Origin of the sequence: Halomonas sp. R57-5 (genome assembly GCF_900070345.1) — a bacterium.
GTDB lineage: Bacteria > Pseudomonadota > Gammaproteobacteria > Pseudomonadales > Halomonadaceae > Vreelandella > Vreelandella ventosae_B.
Window position 1 is genome coordinate 4,334,456 of record NZ_LN813019.1, and the last position, 19,372, is coordinate 4,353,827.

17 protein-coding genes are annotated in these 19,372 nt (G+C 56.4%); 7 read left to right on the top strand and 10 right to left on the bottom strand.

What is annotated here, in order from left to right; translation table 11 throughout:
* Positions 1-40: 40 nt before the first annotated feature.
* Both HALO_RS19725 and HALO_RS19730 read right to left on the bottom strand, forming a co-directional pair.
* The gene (locus tag HALO_RS19725; protein WP_172821688.1) at positions 41-520 is read right to left on the bottom strand and encodes a hypothetical protein; all 480 of its coding nucleotides are present in this window, start codon (positions 518-520) and stop codon (positions 41-43) included.
* The gene (locus HALO_RS19730; RefSeq protein ID WP_035576646.1) at positions 517-822 is read right to left on the bottom strand and encodes a hypothetical protein; all 306 of its coding nucleotides are present in this window, start codon (positions 820-822) and stop codon (positions 517-519) included. Before HALO_RS19730 ends, HALO_RS19725 begins: the two co-directional genes overlap by 4 nt.
* 158 nt (positions 823-980) lie before the next feature.
* Here HALO_RS19730 and bioB point away from each other — a divergent pair, with 158 nt between their 5' ends.
* The 6 genes from bioB to bioA are packed head-to-tail and all read left to right on the top strand — an operon-like array spanning position 981 to position 6,683.
* Entirely contained in the window at positions 981-2,075 is a 1,095-nt protein-coding gene (gene bioB / locus HALO_RS19735) for a biotin synthase BioB (protein WP_050713911.1), read from the top strand.
* Entirely contained in the window at positions 2,068-3,225 is a 1,158-nt protein-coding gene (bioF, locus tag HALO_RS19740; protein ID WP_050713912.1) for an 8-amino-7-oxononanoate synthase, read from the top strand. The genes bioB and bioF overlap by 8 nt, the downstream gene beginning before the upstream one ends.
* A complete protein-coding gene (locus HALO_RS19745; protein ID WP_050713913.1) occupies positions 3,207-3,947 on the top strand; it encodes an alpha/beta fold hydrolase in 741 nt (246 codons plus the stop codon). The genes bioF and HALO_RS19745 overlap by 19 nt, the downstream gene beginning before the upstream one ends.
* Complete coding sequence (gene bioC, locus HALO_RS19750) at positions 3,944-4,726, top strand: malonyl-ACP O-methyltransferase BioC (protein ID WP_050713914.1); 783 nt, start codon at positions 3,944-3,946, stop codon at positions 4,724-4,726. The genes HALO_RS19745 and bioC overlap by 4 nt, the downstream gene beginning before the upstream one ends.
* Positions 4,723-5,412 (top strand): dethiobiotin synthase, encoded by a 690-nt coding sequence (gene bioD, locus HALO_RS19755; protein WP_035576640.1) that lies wholly within the window; start codon positions 4,723-4,725, stop codon positions 5,410-5,412. Before bioC ends, bioD begins: the two co-directional genes overlap by 4 nt.
* Entirely contained in the window at positions 5,409-6,683 is a 1,275-nt protein-coding gene (gene bioA / locus HALO_RS19760; protein ID WP_050713915.1) for an adenosylmethionine--8-amino-7-oxononanoate transaminase, read from the top strand. Before bioD ends, bioA begins: the two co-directional genes overlap by 4 nt.
* 134 nt (positions 6,684-6,817) lie before the next feature.
* Here the strand turns inward: bioA and HALO_RS19765 are convergent, their stop codons facing one another.
* From HALO_RS19765 to HALO_RS19790, 6 genes are all read right to left on the bottom strand, one after another.
* Positions 6,818-7,531: an SIR2 family NAD-dependent protein deacylase gene (locus HALO_RS19765; RefSeq protein ID WP_050713916.1), complete on the bottom strand. Its 714-nt coding sequence runs from the start codon at positions 7,529-7,531 to the stop codon at positions 6,818-6,820.
* 44 nt (positions 7,532-7,575) lie between these two features.
* A complete protein-coding gene (gene aceK / locus HALO_RS19770) occupies positions 7,576-9,336 on the bottom strand; it encodes a bifunctional isocitrate dehydrogenase kinase/phosphatase (protein WP_050713917.1) in 1,761 nt (586 codons plus the stop codon).
* Positions 9,337-9,419: 83 nt separating this feature from the next.
* Positions 9,420-9,914: a CIA30 family protein gene (locus tag HALO_RS19775; RefSeq protein ID WP_035576636.1), complete on the bottom strand. Its 495-nt coding sequence runs from the start codon at positions 9,912-9,914 to the stop codon at positions 9,420-9,422.
* 90 nt (positions 9,915-10,004) lie between these two features.
* Positions 10,005-11,441 carry an ethanolamine permease gene (gene eat, locus HALO_RS19780; protein ID WP_050713918.1) on the bottom strand — a complete coding sequence of 479 codons (1,437 nt, stop codon included), beginning with the start codon at positions 11,439-11,441 and terminating at the stop codon, positions 10,005-10,007.
* Between the two features lie 179 nt (positions 11,442-11,620).
* Complete coding sequence (eutC, locus tag HALO_RS19785; protein WP_035576633.1) at positions 11,621-12,457, bottom strand: ethanolamine ammonia-lyase subunit EutC; 837 nt, start codon at positions 12,455-12,457, stop codon at positions 11,621-11,623.
* On the bottom strand, positions 12,450-13,862 hold the full coding sequence (locus HALO_RS19790; protein ID WP_050713919.1) for an ethanolamine ammonia-lyase subunit EutB: 1,413 nt from the start codon (positions 13,860-13,862) through the stop codon (positions 12,450-12,452). The genes eutC and HALO_RS19790 overlap by 8 nt, the downstream gene beginning before the upstream one ends.
* Before the next feature lie 214 nt (positions 13,863-14,076).
* On the opposite strand from HALO_RS19790, the gene HALO_RS19795 reads away from it, so the two are divergent.
* Complete coding sequence (locus HALO_RS19795; RefSeq protein ID WP_035576631.1) at positions 14,077-15,024, top strand: helix-turn-helix domain-containing protein; 948 nt, start codon at positions 14,077-14,079, stop codon at positions 15,022-15,024.
* A gap of 88 nt (positions 15,025-15,112) precedes the next feature.
* Here HALO_RS19795 and mdoH read toward each other — a convergent pair whose 3' ends face one another.
* Both mdoH and HALO_RS19805 read right to left on the bottom strand, forming a co-directional pair.
* Complete coding sequence (gene mdoH, locus HALO_RS19800) at positions 15,113-17,608, bottom strand: glucans biosynthesis glucosyltransferase MdoH (protein ID WP_231896763.1); 2,496 nt, start codon at positions 17,606-17,608, stop codon at positions 15,113-15,115.
* A gap of 4 nt (positions 17,609-17,612) precedes the next feature.
* Entirely contained in the window at positions 17,613-19,196 is a 1,584-nt protein-coding gene (locus HALO_RS19805; protein WP_035576629.1) for a glucan biosynthesis protein G, read from the bottom strand.
* Between the last annotated feature and the right edge of the window lie 176 nt (positions 19,197-19,372).

The window sequence follows — 19,372 nt, forward strand, 5'->3', positions numbered from 1 at the left end:
GGGTTACTAATCAGCTAGGTGCTTATCTATGAGATCAGGGCTATGAGATGGAAGAGAGTGCAAGCTTTTGGTCAATACGTTTCAGAATCGCTTCCAAACTGGCTACCGACTCAATCGCCAGCATTAAAATGGCCGCATTTTTATCGGGATCATCCGGGTACTCATGAGCGAAACGATTTCGTAGCATGCGTAACGCTTGCCATTGCTCACTATCTTCGATGTAACCCAGCTTTTCGAGACGATGAAGTTTATCGAGCATAGGCCGATCTTCAAAAGGCTCCTGGAGGTACAGCAGTACTGAAGGGAGTAATCGCGCCCCAATAGCATCCTGTAATTTACCAAATCGAAGTACGAACTGATCCAAGCTTTGGATCTCAGCATCACTTAATAACGCAAGTCTCTCGCCGGACAGTGGCAACGGTGTTTGCAAAGACGATAACGCATAGTCAATAAAATGCCGATGACGCTGACACTCGCGCCAAGCATCTAGCAAGCGATGTTGAGAAACATCTTGGCTCATAGTGGTATCCCCGACTGTTCGGCGAGGCTGAAAATAGGTGGATAATTTCCTCGACCTGGATAATCGATCAACATATCGATTTTTTGTTCGCCAAGCGCTTGCTGCAACTGTACTTGGCAACGCATTTCGGCTCGTACAATATCGTTAACATCCTGTATGTCGGTGGTGATCAGCAGATCGATATCACCACCACGGCGACCATTATCGGTACGGGAACCAAACAGCTTTACACGCGCCTGGGCGCCAAAGCAGTTTTTCACTGACTGGACGATCATTTGTCGCTGATAGTCGCTCAAACGCATAGCCGCTCTCCTTGCCTACTTTTTTCAACACGCTAATTTTATAAAGGCTAGCATATTTCCTCACCACCACCGTAAACCTAAAAATTTTCCAACGTTGACACCCAAAGCGCAACGCCGCTAAAGTCTCGTCAACTATTAAAGGTAAAAAGGTTTACACCATGACCGTGCATCACGAACAGCTTCTTCATGAACATTGCCTTCATGAACAACGTCACGACTGGACGCTGGATGAGATCAACGCGCTTTTTGCGCTGCCGTTCAATGATCTGCTGTTTCAAGCCCAGCAGGTTCATCGTGCCCACTTTGATGCTAACGCGGTGCAGGTCTCTACCCTGCTGTCGATCAAGACCGGCGCCTGCCCGGAAGACTGCAAGTACTGCCCGCAGTCCGGCCACTACAACACCCAGCTGGAGAAAGAGAAGCTGCTGGAAATTGAAAAGGTAGTCGAACAAGCCAAGGCAGCCAAAGAAGCTGGTGCCAGCCGTTTTTGCATGGGTGCGGCATGGCGCAGCCCCCGGGACAAAGACTTACTGCTGGTCGAAGAGATGGTTCGTCAGGTGAAAGCCGTAGGCCTGGAAACCTGCATGACCCTGGGGATGGTCGATGGCGAACAGGCTAGCCGATTGGCTACTGCCGGGCTTGATTACTACAACCACAACCTGGATACCTCGCCGGAGTACTACGGCGAAATTATCACCACCCGCACCTATAGCGACCGGCTGGAAACGCTCTCTAACGTACGCGATGCGGGTATGAAGGTCTGCTCTGGCGGCATTCTTGGCATGGGCGAAGATGCCCAGGATCGTAGCGCCCTGCTGCAACAGCTGGCCAAGCTTAACCCGCATCCGGAGTCCGTACCCATCAATATGCTGGTCAAAGTACCCGGCACGCCGCTGGAAAACGTCGAAGATTTAGACCCCATTGAGTTTATCCGCGCTATTGCCGTCGCCCGTATTATGATGCCCCAGAGCCATGTGCGACTTTCCGCTGGCCGTGAGCAGATGACCGAATCGACTCAAGCGCTGGCGTTTTTAGCGGGCGCCAACTCGATATTCTACGGTGATAAGCTGCTGACCACCGGCAACCCCCAGGTAGATCGCGACCGCGCCCTATTTGCCAAGCTGGGCCTGCACCCTGAAAAGCGCGGAACCTGCGAAAGCGAAGATAGCCAAGCGGCACGCCTTGCCCAACAGGCACAGCAGCAAGTGCACGCCGAACGGGTTGCCGATCTGGCGGTAGACGCCAGTGTCTAAAGCGTGGCAACAGCGCCTGGCCGACGCCAGCGCTCATCGTCAACAGACTGAGCGCTGGCGAGCTCGTCAGGTAGCCAAAAGCAATACCCTCGACTTTGCAGGTAATGACTACCTGGGTCTTGCTCAAGACCCGCGTGTTAGTGAGGCCCAGGCAGCAGGCGCTCGCCGTTACGGTGCAGGTGCAGGCGCTTCGCATTTGGTCAATGGCCATCTGGAGATTCACGACGCCCTGGAAGAAGCGTTAGCGCGCTGGACAGGCCGCGAACGTGCGCTGCTGTTTTCTACCGGCTATATGGCCAATATCGGCGTGCTGCAGGCGTTGGCAGATCGCCATACGGCTATTTTCCAAGACCGACTCAACCACGCGTCGCTAATTGATGGCGCCGCATTAAGCGGTGCCCGCTCACGGCGTTTTCATCACCGCGACGCCATTGATCTGGAAAGCCTGCTGGCGCGCAGTGAGTGCGCGCACAAACTCGTAGTCAGCGATGGTGTTTTCAGTATGGATGGCGATATCGCCGACATCGCCACGCTTGTCGAAGTCAGTCAGCAGCACAGCGCCTGGCTAATGATCGACGACGCCCACGGCGTGGGCGTACTGGGTGAAAATGGCAGCGGCTGCGTGGGCAGCACTTGGAACAGTGCCGAGGTGCCGATTTTGGTCGGAACCCTGGGCAAAGCATTAGGTACCGCCGGGGCTTTTGTAGCCGGGGATGCCGAGCTAATTGAGCACCTGATTCAGTTTTCACGCAGCTATATCTATACCACCGCCCAGCCCCCGGCGATTGCCGCCGCGACTTTAAAAGCGCTGGAGATCGTTCAGAGTGAACCGGAACGCCGCACCCAGCTAAACGCCAATATCGCTTTCTTTCGCCGCGAAGCGCTTCTCTTAGGGCTCCCGCTCAACGATTCGGCCACCCCTATTCAGCCACTGATTTTAGGTGATGAAGCGCACCCCCTAAGCTGGGCAGCGCAACTACAACAGCGGGGCATACACGTAGGAGCGATTCGCCCACCGACGGTACCCAGCGGTGAAGCACGCTTGCGTATTACGCTAAGCGCAGTTCATACCCGTGAGCATATCGATCAGTTATTAGCAGCGCTAACAACGTGTCAGCGTGAGGAGTCTTTGTGCCTTACCCACGCCTAGTGCTGCTCTCAGGCTGGGGCATTGACCGTCGTATTTGGCAGTCACTTGAAGCCTACTGGCCGCGTGAGACTGAAGCTCAGCCTATCGATTGGCCGGGGTATAGTGAAGGTGATGGCGATACCCCCGCGCTACCCGCTAATGCGACCATGGCGCAGTTAGCGGAGTCCATGGCCACGTCATTACCCCACGATACAGTGTGGGTAGGCTGGTCCCTGGGCGGCCTACTGGCGACCGCCCTGCTCGACTACCTCCCGGCCCCGAAGGGGCTTATATTATTAGGCGCGGGCGCCACTTTCTGCGCCGTTGATGGCGTTACCACCGCCGAGCTAAAGGCTTTTCAGCGCGCCTTTCAGCGCGATCCCACCGCAACCTGGCAACACTTTTTGCGCTGGCAGACACAAGGGGAGCCCAGCCCCAGACACGCTTACCGGCAGCTGCAGGACTTGCTGGGCGATACACCGCCTGCCGATATCGCCACCTTAGCTTCCGGCCTGCACTGGCTGGCGTCGATTGATAATCGCTCAAGGCTAGCAGCGTCCCCTTGCCCGGTAGTGCGCCTCACCGGCGACCATGATCCTTTCATCAACCCTGCCCAGCGCCGTATAAGCGAACCCCTAAGCGGTGTCGGCCACTGCCCGATGCTTTCGCAGCCCCAGGTGCTCGCCGCCGCGATTGTTCGTCATGCCACCCAGATGACTAACGTCAGCACGGCGGTTTTATGAGCGACCTAATGCTGAACAGCGAGGTTAACTGGCAAGCACGGGTCGCCCACGCCTTTTCCCGGGCTGCGCCCCGCTATGATGTGCTCGCTACTGCCCAGCGCCACATAGGCGAGATGCTTTGGGATTCGTTACCTCCACACGCTTTTAACGTGTTGGATATGGGCTGCGGTACCGGCTTCTGGACTCAACGGCTGGCTGAGCGCTACCCCCAAGCCCGCGTAACGGGTCTAGATATCGCCCCCGGTATGCTCGACCAGGCCCGCCAGCGCTATGGTGAAAGTATCCACTGGCAACCGGGTGACGCTGCGGCACTGCCGTTTGGTAAGCATGCCTTTGATCTAGTGTTTTCCAACTTGGCGGTCCAGTGGTGTCGCGATATTGGCGCGGTGATGGAGGAGCTTTACCGGGTACTCAAGCCCGGTGGGCAGGCGCATATCACCACGCTGCTGCCCGGCACCCTTGAGGAGATCGCCTTTGCCTGGCAGCGCCCCGAGGCGCTGCTGCAAACGCCTGATCGCGCCAGCGTCGAGAGGGCCATCGGTGAAAGCGGCTTAACCATTGCCCGCCAGGCGGCCACCGTTGAGCGCTTCTATTACCCTGATTTGAAGGCGGTGATGGCATCTATCAAAGGTGTCGGCGCCCAGATTGCTCGGCCACAAGCCAGCCTTAGCCGAAATGACATCGCCGCCGCACAAGCACGCTTTGAAAAACTCCGCCAGCCGGAAGGCCTACCCGTGAGCTACCACTGTTTAACACTGCAATTGGAAAAATCGCCATGAACGTTTGGTTTGTGACGGGCACCGATACCGATGCGGGTAAAACATTAGTGACGAGCGGCTTATTGCACGCCGCCCGCCAAAGGCAGTTGAGCACGCTGGGCCTTAAGCCGGTGGCTTCCGGCAGCGAGCAAACTAGCGAAGGTCTGCGGAATGATGATGCAGTGGCGTTACAGCAGCAGAGTGTGCCGCCGGTCGCCTATGCCACGATAAACCCCATCGCCTTTGCCCCCGCCATTGCGCCCCATCTTGCCGCGTTAGAGGCGGGCCAGCCGCTTGAGGTTAGCGCTATCGTTAGCTTGTTGCGCGAAACGCTTAGCCAAACACCCAGAGATATCACCCTGATTGAAGGCGCCGGTGGCTGGCGCGTGCCGTTAAACGACCAGGAGGATTTTGCCGACCTCGCGATGGCCCTTGAGCTGCCGGTGATTCTGGCCGTCGGCTTAAAGCTAGGCTGCTTAAATCATGCCCGCTTAACGGCGGAAGCCATCCGKGCCGACGGCTTGGCACTCGCCGGCTGGGTGGGCAGCGTGGTGGATTCCGCTTTTGCCACTAACGCGGCACGCTTTGAGGCCAACATCGCGCATCTAAATGCCAAACTTGAAGCCCCTTGTTTAGGCATTATTCCGCATCTTGATGCCCCCAGTGCCGCGACTGCCGCCCCCTACCTATCCCTGGAGCCGTTATGAACACGCCGGTTTGGCATCCTTATGCACACCTAAAAACCCAGACACCCGCCCCCAAGGTAGTGAACGGCGACGGCGCTCACTTTGTGCTTGAGAGCGGCGAACGCCTGCTGGACGCCACCTGCTCCTGGTGGTGCATGATCCACGGTTACGGCCACCCGCGCTTGGTGGCGGCCATTCGCGAGCAGGCAGGCCAGCTATGCCATGTGATGCTCGGCGGCTTAACCCACGACCCCGCCGACCAGTTGGCCCGCGAGCTGGTGCGCATTACCCCCGCCGGGCTGAACCACGTTTTCTATTCAGACAGTGGTTCGGTGGGCATGGAAGTGGCGATGAAAATGGCCCTCCAGTACCAGGTGCTCACCGGCAACCCCGGTAAGCACAAGATGCTCTCGCTGATGAAGGCCTACCACGGTGACACCACCGGCTGCATGGCAGTGTGCGACCCTGAAGAAGGCATGCACAGTCTGTTCGCCAGCCTACTGCCCCAGCACCATTTTGCTCCGGCCCCCACGGCCCCTTTTGATGCCACCGCTGAACAGGTCGAGCACGACCTTAGCGCCCTGCGTAGCGTACTTGAGCGCCACCATGATGAGATCGCCGCGCTGTTGATGGAACCACTTTTACAAGCAGCTGGCGGGCTCAATATGACCTCGCCGGACTATGTTACTGGCGCCAGGGAACTGTGCGATGAGTTTGGGGTGCTGCTAATTTTTGACGAAGTCGCTACCGGCTTTGGCCGCACCGGTAAGCTGTTTGCCGCTGACCACGCAGGCGTCACGCCGGATATTATGGTGCTCTCCAAAGGCTTGACCGGCGGCTATTTAGGTCACGCCGCAACGCTCGCCACGGATCGTGTCCACGACGCCTTTATCGGCGATACACCCCAGCACGCCTTTATGCACGGGCCTACCTTTATGGGCAACCCGTTGGCCTGTCGGGTGGCGCTGGAAAGCCTGCGCGTCTTCGAGGAAGAGAATTACCTGGGCAAAATTGCGAAGCTCAGCCAGCAGCTGCAGCGTGAGCTACTGGAAGMCCAAGCGCTGAACGCGCACCCGTCCGTGACCGACGTTCGAGTGCTCGGCGCCACCGCCGTGATCGAAGCGCACTCCGCCGAGGCGCTAAAGGGCGTAGGCGTTTTCGCCCGCGAGCGCGGCGTTTGGCTGCGCCCCATTGGCCGTTGGCTGTATACCATGCCCGCCTACATCACCTCGGAAGCGGAAATTACCCAGATTACCGACGTAATGAAGGCGTGGTTCTTAAGGCCTGAATAAAGCCAAAATGATTACTTAACAAGAGATCGGATCAGCCTGTAGCGGGGGTCTTTTGTCATGGATGACAAAAGTAGCGCCCATGGACGGGTTCACAGCGCCCCCGCAGAAGGCTGTGCSGATCGGGKCTCGAATTTTTAAGACAACAGCAAATTACCCTGCTGCTTCCAGCGATTGACCAACGCCGGAACGCCTTCTCCAGCGGTGGTATTGATTGCCAGCACACCCGGCGGGCTGAGGCTATCCGCCTCTGGGTCGACCAATGCACAGGGCGTGTCGTAGTCAATGTACGAGAGCAGCGAAGCGGCGGGCATGACTGCCAGCGATGTGCCGACCACCAGCAGAAAGTCAGCCTGACTGACGAGTTCACAGGCATCTTCAAACAGCGGCACCGACTCGCCAAACCAGACCACATCGGGACGCAGCTGGCTGCCTTTATCGCAGACATGACCCAGCTCAATTCCCCCCTTGAGCAGCGGGTAGCGCATGCGTTCGTCGATGGAGGAGCGCGCTTTTAAGATTTCACCATGTAAGTGCAGCACTTGGCGGGAGCCTGCTCGCTCGTGCAAGTCGTCAATATTCTGGGTAATGATGCTGACGTTAAAGCCGTCATGCTCAAGGCCAGCCAGCGCTTTATGGGCGGCATTAGGCTTGGCGCGACGAATCTGCTCGCGGCGCTGATTATAGAAATCCAACACCTGCTGCGGATTACGCTGCCATGCCTCGGGGGTAGCCACATCCTCAACCGGATGGTTCTCCCACAGGCCATCGCTGGCACGAAAGGTTTTAATCCCGCTCTCGGCGCTAATCCCCGAGCCGGTAAACACCACCAAATGCGGGCTTGCTGCCATGATTACCTCGTCGTTTATGATTCACTGCACCTTACAATAGCCACCTAATATACTAGCTGGCCGATGCTGCCCGCAAAGCGCTGCTTGTTACGGTAAGGGTAAACGTCAATGACGCGACCATCGATAATGGCCTGCTGCAGCTCCAGCCAGTAATCCGGGTCGAAGAGCTCTGGATGCTGGTGCATAAACATATCGCGCAGCGCTTTATTGGCAAACATAAAGGGCCCAAACTCCTCTGGGAAAATATCGTTAGGCCCAATGGATAAGGTGTCGCCTCCCTGGAAGTCATTGCCGTAGGATTTAGGGATACGCCGGAAACGGCACTCGGTGAGGTAGCAGACTTCATCGTAGTCGTAGAAGATCACCCGACCATGGCGGGTAACGCCAAAGTTCTTCAGCAGCATATCGCCGGGAAAGATATTGGCTGCCGCCATTTKCTTAATGGCATTGCCGTAATCCTTAAGCACCATCTCCTGCTCTTGGTCGCTGCAATGCTCCAGATAGATATTCAGCGGCGTCATCATGCGCTCGGTATAGCAGTGTTTGATGATGACCTTGTCGTCTCTTAGCATCACCGTGGAGGGGGCCACTTCCAGTAAGTGTTCCAGGCACTCCGGCGAAAAATGGTCCTGACGTACGGTAAAATTGGAGAACTCCTGGGTGTCCGCCATGCGCCCTACCCGGTCATGGCGTTTTACCAGCCGATACTTTTCGCGCACCACGGCGTGGGTCACGTCTTTGGCCGGGTCGAATTTATCTTTAATGATCTTAAAGACGGTGCGAAAGCTGGGCAGTACAAACACCGCCATCACCATGCCACGCACACCTGGGGCGATAATAAACTGATCTTCACGCTTCGCCACCTGACGATTCAGCGCCCGGAAAAACTCGGTTTTACCATGTTTGAAGAAGCCGATGGCAGCGTAGAGCTCACCTTCCGGCTTATGCGGCATTAGCTGCTGCAGGTAATCGACAAACTCCCTGGGCACGGGTACCTCAACCTGAAAGTAGGCGCGGGTGAAGGAGAAAATAATCGACACTTCGTCGGTTTCGATGAGCACCGTATCCAGGTGCAGACAGGGGTCTCCGCCCTGCTGCTCGCCAAAGCCCTCACCATGAAGCACGGGCAGTACCAGCGGCACTTGTTCGCCGCCACCGCGGATACGCCCCACCAGGTAGGCGCCTTTATTGCGGTAGAAGACACTATTCAGCAGCTCGATTTCAGTGTCATCAGCTTCCAACATCGCCGCGGGTAAGTGCTGCTGTAAGAAGCTGGCGCCGAGGTGGGTGTCCTGATCTATATCAGCAAAGCGATTATCCAACGGGGCATCGAGAAGCGCCCACTTGAGCGCGGCCTGCCAATCGCCCTTGACCTTGTGCCGACGGCACAGTTCAATCCCCGAGCGGTGGGCGGCATCCTCCCGGGAGCTATACACAAACATCCAGTCGTTGCGGATATGGCGGTGGTGGAAAATGGCGCAGAACAGCGAGTTAAAAAAGGTTTCCGCCAGCTCAAAGTCGAGCCGGTGACTGATCAGTTCGGCGTAGTAGTTACGCGCTTCCCGCCAGCACTCACAGTGTGAAACCACCTCCGGGTCAAAAGTACGCTTTAAGCGCCCCAGGGTGACGTCGATTTTTTCCTTATACAGATTGATGCGCTCCGCCGAAGCCAACTGGGCATCACGCCACGCAGCTTCACGGAAGCGTCGGCTGGCGTCAAAGGTGATCTCTTTAAAGCGCGCACGATACTCGTCAAAGCCGTGCAAAATCGTTGTCGCTAAGCGCTGCCCCGGTGAGTGTTTCACTGGCTAAACTCCTGATTATTTCTACCAGCTTCGCGTAACGGCACACTACATGCGAGACGACCTTGGTGGGTAGCCCATGCGCGTTAGCTCACAGACTCAATACGCTTGACCTGCAAACAGAAAGGCCCAGCGGTGCGGTCAGCGATTAAGAAGCCAAGTTGGTAAATATCACTCGGTTTAATAGTGGGGGCGTCGCTTAACACGGTTCCCCGCCGCACTGCTTCAAAGGCGCTCCAGGGGAAGTGCAGCGTTTCCCAGGTATCCTGGGCAGGGGTAAATTTCACGCGGTAAGCGGAAGCATCGCCCAGAGAGGTGCTTTTCAGGCGAAGTTGATAGGTGCGGCCATCACTCCGCACGGTTAGCGCTATGCCCTGGGCATCCGCCAGCGTGGGTTCAAAATCGTTGGGTTCGCGACGAACGGAGGCAAAGCCACCGCCGTTTTCCAACGACACGTCGCCATGAAACCGGCCTTCACCCTCGATAACGCTAAACCCGCTATGGGAAACACCGCCCATGACACCATCGTCAACCGCGTACCAGCGCTGCTGTTCGCCAGGATTATTAAAGGTCAGCGCCATAAGGCCACCTCGTAACGGTTAATAGATAAGAAAAAGCCCCTGGCGTCTTACCGCCAGGGGCTTATCACAGTAGCCTAATCGTTGGCTCGCTTACAGCTTAGCAGCGGCTGCCGGAGCGGGGTCGCTCTCGTCTAGCTCCTCCGGTGAAGCGGACACAAGCGCAAACTCCTCCTCGGCGGTTTTCGCCACCAGATGATTTTTACTGTAGAAGAAGTAGTAAGCCGCCCCGGCGATAAATAGCACGATGGTGTAGTTAAACGCGCGGGGATCAAAAGCGTACACCCCGGTGAGCGCGACCAATGACAGTACCAGCGCAATACCTGACGTCACCACACCGCCAGGGGTTTTATACGGCCGCGGCAGGTCAGGTTGTTGTACCCGCAGCATAATGTGGCTCAGCGCCATCAGCGCATAGGAAATAGTCGCGCCGACCACGGCCATCCCCAACATCAGGTCACCTTCACCGCTGAGTGACACCAAAAAGCCAAATACACCCGGCACGATCAGCGCCAGATAGGGCACTTTACGCCCGCTGGTCAGCGATAATTGCTTAGGTAAGTAGCCTGCCCGGGAGAGCGCGAACACCAAGCGGCTGTAGCCATAAATAATCGAAAAGAAGGAGGCAATCAGCCCCGCTAAGCCCAGCACGTTGACCAGCGTAGCAAGCGTCGGGTTACCCGCCGCGTTCAGCGCATCAACCAGCGGCACGCCGCTTTGGCCGATCATTTCAGCCCCCGCCGCACCGGCGAGCAGCACCACGACTAACAAGGCGGTGAACAGCAAAAATAGCATCGCCCCGATAATGCCTTTGGGCATATCCCGCGCCGGGTCTTTGGCTTCTTCCGCCGCTAGCGGCACGCCTTCTACCGCCAGAAACAGCCACATACCAAACGGCAAAGCAGCCCAAACCCCGTACCAGCCAAACGGCATAAAGGTGCTCGCGCCCGCCGCATCGGTGGGGGCAATATCAAACAGGTTGGCGGCGTCAAAATCACCAATCAGCGCTACCGCGGTAGCCAGAATGGCAAACACCGCCAAGCCGCTAATCACCATCATGACCTTGAGCGCTTCCCCCACGCCCGCCAGATGGATGCCAATAAACACGGCGTAAAACAGCAGATACACCAGCGGGCCGTTAATGCCCAGCAATGACTCCACCGCGGCACCGATAAAAATCACGATCGCCGCTGGCGCCAGTGCGTATTCGATCAATACCGCAAGTCCGGTCAAGTAACCACCGGCCGGCCCCATGGCCTGGCGGGCAAAGCTGTAGCCGCCCCCCGCGGCGGGAATTKCTGCGGACATTTCCGCCAGCGACAGCACCAGCGCTAAGTACATCAACGCCATTAAGCAGGCGGCAATCGCAAACCCACCCCAGCCCGCTTCGGCGATGCCAAAGTTCCACCCGGCGAAGTCACCGGAAATCACGTAGGAAACCCCAAGCCCTGCCAGCAGTATCCAGCCGGCGGTGCCTTTGCGCAGCTGGCGTTTGGCCAGATACGCTTGATCAACTGATGGTTGCGTCATCGTTTTGCCCTCATGGTGTGGAACGAAATAGTCGTCAGCGGCGTGCTGTACTATGGGCTACTTCATGCGTTCCACATTGTTATTGGAGAATTGTTACGTCCTGATTGTTATACGTTTGCTGTTATACGACTGCTGTTATACGACTGCTGTTATACGGTTGTTGCCGTGTACCAAGGKCGTTAATCAGCGACCAGAAAGTTGCGTGTTGAACCGGAAGCGGAGTCACCCTCCAGCACATCGTCCTCACTGCGGTCTTTTAACTTAACCCCGGATACCTTGAGCTGACGGGCCTCTTTTAACAGCAGAAAGAAGCGTCGAGCTGCCTCCTCGATCTGCAAACCCGCCGGACGCACATTGGAAATACAGTTGCGCCGGTCATCTTTTAGCCCCGGCTCCGGTGCCCAGGTCATATACAGCCCCAGGCTGTCCGGCGAGCTTAGCCCTGGCCGTTCGCCGATCATCACCAGCACGGCGTCAGCGTTGAGCAGAGCGCCAATCTCATCCCCTATGGCCACTCGGCCCTGCTCAACAATGGTTAGCGGCGCTAGCTGCCAATCAGCGGCTTCATTGCCTAACATCTGATAGAGCGTGCTAAGAAATGGCGCGCTGTTCTGCTGCACGGCCAGCGCAGAGAGTCCATCGACAATCACCACCGCAAGGTCATAACGCTGCTGAGAAGCAGCCGCTTGCTGCAACTGCTGGCGGGTTTCATCGCTAAGGCGACGACCATAGTCAGGTCGCTGAAGATACATAGCGCGGTCTTGGGCATGGCTATGCAGGCGAATTGGCGCTGTGGTTAAACCAAGCGTATCCGTCAGCTCGGTGGCCAGCGCTGCTACATCCAGCGGGCAGTGAACCGCATCCTGGGCTTGGGCGTGGGCCAACTGAAACGCCAATAGCTTGCTAGTGGGCAGGCTAACCCCCGCACGCCCTAAACCAATGCGCGCATCGGTAAACGCATTCAGCCGCTCCCAGGGGTTTTCGACGACGATGGGCGATGTTGGCTTATCAACCATGACGAGGCTCCTGGGGCAGGTGGCGCAGGCTGTTGGCAAAGGCAGCAGGCAGTTGGTCGTTGAGCCGATGGGTGCTGATATCCTGGAAAATCTGCATCTCTTCGAGCCAGCGCTCAAACTCCGGTGCCGCTTTTAGCCCCAGCACCCGCCGGGCGTAGAGCGCGTCGTGAAAGGAGGTGGTCTGGTAATTGAGCATAATGTCGTCGGAGCCGGGAATGCCCATAATAAAATTACAGCCCGCGACACCCAGCAAGGTGAGCAGGTTATCCATATCGTTCTGGTCGGCCTCGGCGTGGTTGGTATAGCAAACGTCGCAGCCCATGGGCACGCCCAACAGCTTGCCGCAGAAGTGGTCTTCCAACCCCGCCCGGGTGATCTCCTTGCCGTCGAACAGGTATTCAGGGCCGATAAACCCCACCACGGTATTCACCAGCAGCGGATTAAACTTGCGCGCCACGGCATAGGCGCGGGCCTCGCAGGTTTGCTGGTCGAGCCCGTGATGGGCATCGGCGGAGAGCGAGCTGCCCTGGCCGGTTTCAAAATACATCACGTTGCGCCCCMCCGTGCCGCGGTTAAGCGACTGCGCCGCCGCTTCCGCTTCCGCCAGGGTGCTTAAGTCAAAACCAAAGCTGCGGTTAGTCGCCTCGGTGCCGCCTATTGACTGAAACACCAAATCAACCGGGGCACCCTGCTCAATCGCCTCAAGCGTATTGGTGACGTGGGTAAGCACGCAGGATTGAGTAGGGATCTGATATTTCTGAATGACTTCGTCCATCAGGCGCATCAGCTTGACGCTCTGGGCGACGTTATCGGTGGCGGGATTGATGCCGATCACCGCGTCGCCGCTGCCATACAGCAACCCATCGAGAATACTGGCGGCAATGCCGGTGACATCGTCGGTGGGGTGATTAGGCTGGAGTCGGGTAGAGAGCCGCCCCGGCAGGCCGATTGTGTTGCGAAATGCCGTGGTGACCCGGCACTTTTTGGCGACCAGAATCAGATCCTGGTTGCGCATTAGCTTGCTGACAGCGGCGGCCATTTCGGGAGTAATTCCCGCTTTCACCTCCGTGAGTACCTCGCTGGTGGCGTGATCGGAGAGCAGCCAGTTCCGAAAATCGCCCACGGTCAGGTGGCTTATAGGAGCGAAGGCGGCGGCATTATGGTCATCCATAATCAGCCGGGTGATCTCATCCTCTTCATAAGGAATCAACGCTTCGTTTAAAAAGGTAGTGAGCGGCAGTTCGGCCAATACCATTTGGGCGACCACACGCTCTTCGGCACTCGCCGCCATTACGCCGGCCAAACGGTCGCCGGAACGAGGCGGCGTGGCCTTGGCCATCAGCTCGGTTAGGCTTGCGAAGCGGTAGCTGCGGCTCCCCACCGTGGTGTGATAGGTCTGCGCCATGGGGCTTTCCTTTTTTATATGACGTCTGCTGTTTAATCGCGCTGACTGCGCGTTGAGGTATAAAACTTGCTTGTTTCTACCATAGCGTTATCAATAGATAGCGAGTATCGAGTTTTGGCAAACCCGGTAATATTTTATAAATTTAAACAAATACAGAAAGTTAAGGCGTTAACCAAGCAGTATTGAGCGCGCATAACGCCTCGAGGAGCCCCCCATGACCACGCTCGACAGCGCATTTGCACCAAAAAGATGCGTCCAGGAAGCGTTTGATGCCGATGAGCACGCGCAAAACCTGACGCGCTGGCAGCAGGAGTACGACCAGCTTAGCCCTGGCAGCTTCTATGGTCGCTTGGATGAAGTGGCATTAGAAACCATGCAGGTGTTTAAGGAGCATACTGGGCAAGCACTACGCCAGGACTGTCGGGTGTGGCCTAACTCACTGTGGATCGGGCTTCCCACCACTCGCCAGGGGGCGCGTATCAATGGTCAAGCGCTTAGCGCAGGCGAGGTGATGTGCCGCCCCGGCGGGTGGGATTTTGAACTGGTCACCCCAGAGGACTTCGACATCTACGGGTTAGTGATTCAGTTGCCAGCATTAGCAGAGGCCGCCCAACGGCAGGGCGTAAGCTTGGATAAAAGCTGGCAGGCAAGGCCACGACGGCAAGCGAATAAGGAAACGCTTAATGCGGTGTCGTTTCTTATCGAACGTTTACTCACCTGCCAAACCCTGGCGATCGCCAGCCATATTCATCAAGATATTCTGCTTATGGCGCTGCTGGAACTGCTACAAACCGAGCAGCCTGGCGCTGAGCTGCCGCCCAGCTACGCCCACCGCAAGGAAGTGGTTGATCGCGTTAAGCGCTATGTTGACGAGCACTTGGATGGTCCGGTGACCATGGAGGAGCTTTGCCAGCTAACCCATGTTAGCCGCCGCACGCTGCAATACAGCTTTACGACTATTCTAGGCATTAGCCCACTACAGTTTTTACGCCTGACACGACTGAATCGCGTGCGTCGGGCGCTGAGAGCAGCGTCACCGGAGCAGTCGGTAACCGGCATAGCCACCTATTGGGGTTTTTGGCATCTGGGTCAATTCGCCCACGACTATAAGCAGCAGTTTGGGGAGTCTCCTTCACAGACGCTGCATGCGAAAGCGTTGTGAGCAACTCGGCAATAGCGATAGGCAATACAAGCCAGCCTCTCAGCTGGCCTGATCAAATGCGGTAGTTATTAAACGTGCGTTAGTAAGCTTAGTTAAAGGTCGGTAGGTGCTTGGATTCACGCCCTGGCAGACCACAATCAAACCAACTGTGGTGCGCCTTGCGGTCGTCCCAAATGTGGTAATGCAGTTGCGACAGCATCACCGGGTCGTCGAGGAAATCCAAACGCTCTAATCGACTCATTGCCGCTGGCCCCATCCTTACTCCGCGTGCAACCCGCTCGGCTCGACGTCGGCGTAGTGGCTCGGCATCGGTGTGCCGCAACGTGCCTAGGGCAGTGGCCAATGCATTTGGCACGGGGTCTACCACCACTTGGGCAAAAGACGGTGCCGCCATTCCTGTGTTCATGCGGGATAGCAAGCTCACCATGCGCCGCAGCACCCGTGGCGGCTGCGTTTCTTCGGGAATCCGGAACAGCCGCTTTTGGAAGCAGAACCGCCCTAACGAAACACGGCTCGACAGCGCCGATACCGGGATCGACAGCATCAAAGCGAAAACGATGGGCGAGAGCCACCACAGAAATGTCGGCTCCATAACGTAAACACCCGCTGCCCACACAGCCCCTATTAAAGTTTGGCTCCAATGAGCCCGGAAGGCATCGCCCCACGTCGTGTCACTGTTTTCCCGCGATGGTGAGCGCCATTGAACCGCCCACCCCATCAATGACGTGAGKACAAAGCGGGTGTGAAACAGCATCCTGACTGGCGCCAATAGCATCGAGAATAGCGACTCAAGCACCATGCTCGCTAACACCTTGAGTGGCCCGCCAAATTGACGGCTACCCTGTATCCACACCAGCAATACGCTGAGCAGCTTAGGCAAGAACAGCAGTAACGCTGTCACACCAAACAACCCCACCGCTAAGGTGGGGTTCCATTGTGGCCAAACAGGGAACAGCATCCCCGGCTCAGGAAAGTAGTCGGGCGTGCTAAACGTATGCACGGCTAAAAGTGCGGTAGACAGGACTAAGAAAAGACACCATAGCGGCGCAGAAAGATAAGACATTAAACCGGTCAGGAAAACGGCCCGATGCACGGGATGAATGCCTTGCGAGAAAAACAGCCGGAAGTTCATCAAATTGCCGTGGCACCAGCGCCGGTCACGATTGAGCTCATCAAGCAGGTTAGGCGGCATTTCCTCATAGCTGCCTTCCAGTTTGTAGGCAATCCATACCCCCCAACCAGCGCGTCGCATCAGCGCTGCCTCGACAAAATCGTGGGATAAAATTTCGCCCGACATGGAGCCTTTCCCGGGCAGTGGCGCTAGGATGCAGTGCTGCATAAACGGGGCTAGGCGAATGATCGCGTTATGGCCCCAATAATGCGACTCACCTAACTGCCAAAAATGCAGCCCGGCGGTAAACAGTGGCCCGTAAACCCGCGTCGCAAACTGCTGCATGCGAGCGTACAAATTGAGACGTCCGGAAGCGCGTGGCGCCGTTTGGATAATACCAACCTTGGAATGCACCTCCATCATTTGCACCAGCCGGGTAAGGCATTGACCACTCATGACGCTATCGGCATCCAGTACCAGCATATAGCGATAGAGTGCCCCCCAGCGCCGGCAAAAATCGTCAAGGTTACCGCTCTTACGTTTCACACGACGCTGTCGACGGCGATAGAAGACCTGCCCGAAGGCCTCTAGGTCGCGGCATAACACCAACCAGGCATAGGTTTCTTGGATGGCAGTATCGGGATCGGACGTATCACTCAGGATGAAGATGTCAAAATGCCGATCATTACCCGTGCTGCGCAAAGACTCCAGGGTGGCGCGCACTCCGGCAAATACCCTGGCAACGTCCTCGTTACAGATGGGCACCAGCAACGCTGTGCGTGCCTCATCATCAATCGGCTCGTCACCCMCCTCGCTATCAATGGCGTAACGGTCATGGCGGCGTAATAGCTGGAAAAACCCCATCAAGGCCGTCCAAAACCCGGCGGATACCCAGGCGAATAGCAGCACAAACAACGATAGGATAGTGATCTCAAGCCACTGCAGGCCTTGGCCGGGGAGTACAGTGCGCATCTGATTGGCGGCAATGATACTTTGACCAAAAATCAGCACCAGCAAAATCCAACGACGCCTTGAGGCGACCCACTTCCAAGACGCGGAGGGTGACGCTCTTTTGCGCCGGCGGAAATCACCGTTAGCCCAGCGCTTGAAGCGTCGACCAATATTCACAAAAGGATTGGTCGACCACTGTTGAGGGGCCAGCGGCGTTCGCTTCATCGCTGGCGCAGTGCGCAGTCGTGTAATGCCCGACGTGTCCGTCGACAGCGCTTCCTGCGGCGCTAGCGGCGGCTCTGCATAGGCAAGCGCCAAGCGCCGCCCCACAGATAATGCCGCTGGGTCATTGCTGTCGTCACTTTGGTCTTCAATAGCCCCGCCTAACGCCGCATGCAGCGAAGCCATTTCGTGTTTATCAAGATCACCGACCAGTAACTTGTAGCGCTCCTCACGATCCTGGGTCTCCAACGCCAACCGCTCTAAATAAAAATCCGTTGGCGTTGCCTGCGAAGAAGACATTTTCTCAGCCATTGGCAGGCAACCTATAGTACCAAGTCTCAGATAGTGGCTTGCCATCAAGCATTAGCTTGGCCCTAATATCCAAAGGCTGATTGCCGTTATTGCGCTTCACGTTGACAAACACACGCCAACCATTAGTGGCCGGATTATGTACAACCCGGCTAGCGGCCAATTCGCCATTCTCGCCTACGCTTGCCTCAACGCTTATATTTGCACCGTTGCCGATACCTTCAAGCGAGGGCCCGACAAAATCGAGAACGAAGGCGAGTGTACCGTCTGGCTCACGCACTAAGTCATCGCGAACCACCTCGCCCCGTGAGCGACGCGTCTCTTCAACCCAGGCAAGCTGAGGATCAAGATGACGGCTTTCATCAGTAGTGAACATAAGGCGGTAATCGAACGCCAGCGGCGTGCCCGGCTCATGGGGTTCATCAGACAGCCACATCGAGACGATATTATCGTTGGTCTCGTTGTCAGTCGGAATCTGAATCAGCTCAACGCTACCCGCCCCCCATTCGTTTTGTGGCTGAACCCAGGCGCTTGGACGCAGATCATAACGTGCGTCTATAGCCTGATAATCGCTAAAGCTGTGACCGCGCTGCATTAGGCCATAACCGCGTAACTGAGGCGTTGCATGTCTATTCATCATTAATCTGGCCGGATTGGCTAGSGGGCGCCACAGCCAGCCATTCTGGGCATCATCGATTAATAGGCCATTCGAGTCATGAATTGCCGGGATATAGTGTTGTGTCGATGAGGGCTGCTCCGGGCCGTAGAGATACATACTGGTTAGCGGTGCAATCCCCAACTTCTCAACCGCCCGACGCAGATAGAGCCGTGACTGTACGTCGACTAAGGCATCTTCTCCGGGACGTAGCACGAAGCGGTAGGCACCGGTAACGCTAGGCGAGTCCAGCAGGGCAAAAATCGTCAAGTACTGACTTTCTGGGCTTGGTTCGACGATCCAAATTTCGCTAAAACGGGGGAACTCTTCGCCCGAAGATAATCCCGTATCAACGGCCAACCCACGCCCTGAAAGACCGTAAACCTGGCCACTGCCCACGGCGCGAAAATAACTTGCGCCTAGAAATACCATCACCTCATTACTATCAACACCATTGAGTGAGTGGTTGATTCTGACGCCGGCGATACCCAAGCCATCGCTCTGCTTAACATCGTCGGAGATGTCTAAATCACCGTAGGTAAAGTCGTCAGGGTTGTAAGCAAAGGCGTGAACCTCGCCCTCCTGATCAATACTGTTTAATTGGATAGCACTGTCATAATGCATGCCTTCAGGGATAAAGCTCAGTGTGAAAGGTGCGCCTTTACCGCTCCATACGTCGCGATCGCGCTTGTACTGTATTTGCGCATACTGTGCATAGCTGAGTTCGCGCAGTTCGTCTGGCAACGAGGTTTCTGGGGCACGGTAGCCCTGCTGGGAGAGCTCCTCTGCTCTTCTGGCGACATCATCAAAGCCAAACGCCAAAGCCTCAACAGGGAGACTTCCAACCAGTAACCCGCCTAGTACGGCTACTGAAAAAAAGCCTTTTCGACGTGAAAGTTTATTTCGCGGGGTCGATCCACTCATTTAGCGTAATGCTCCTGTACAATCCTTTGACTGAATTCAAATTCGCTTATTTGCCGAACCGACATACGATTGAGTCCTTTCGATCAGCTAAATGCGTCCTTTTGCTATTGCTCACCATCGCTAAAGCACACACCGTGAGCGCATATGAAGTTGAGATTACAGCTTAGGTATAGCAT

Coding starts and splice junctions, on each gene's coding strand:
- HALO_RS19725 (WP_172821688.1), bottom strand. CDS start 520: ATGAGCCAAGATGTTTCTCAACATCGCTTGCTAGATGCTTGGCGCGAG.
- HALO_RS19730 (WP_035576646.1), bottom strand. CDS start 822: ATGCGTTTGAGCGACTATCAGCGACAAATGATCGTCCAGTCAGTGAAA.
- bioB (WP_050713911.1), top strand. CDS start 981: ATGACCGTGCATCACGAACAGCTTCTTCATGAACATTGCCTTCATGAA.
- bioC (WP_050713914.1), top strand. CDS start 3,944: ATGAGCGACCTAATGCTGAACAGCGAGGTTAACTGGCAAGCACGGGTC.
- HALO_RS19765 (WP_050713916.1), bottom strand. CDS start 7,531: ATGGCAGCAAGCCCGCATTTGGTGGTGTTTACCGGCTCGGGGATTAGC.
- HALO_RS19775 (WP_035576636.1), bottom strand. CDS start 9,914: ATGGCGCTGACCTTTAATAATCCTGGCGAACAGCAGCGCTGGTACGCG.
- eutC (WP_035576633.1), bottom strand. CDS start 12,457: ATGGTTGATAAGCCAACATCGCCCATCGTCGTCGAAAACCCCTGGGAG.
- HALO_RS19795 (WP_035576631.1), top strand. CDS start 14,077: ATGACCACGCTCGACAGCGCATTTGCACCAAAAAGATGCGTCCAGGAA.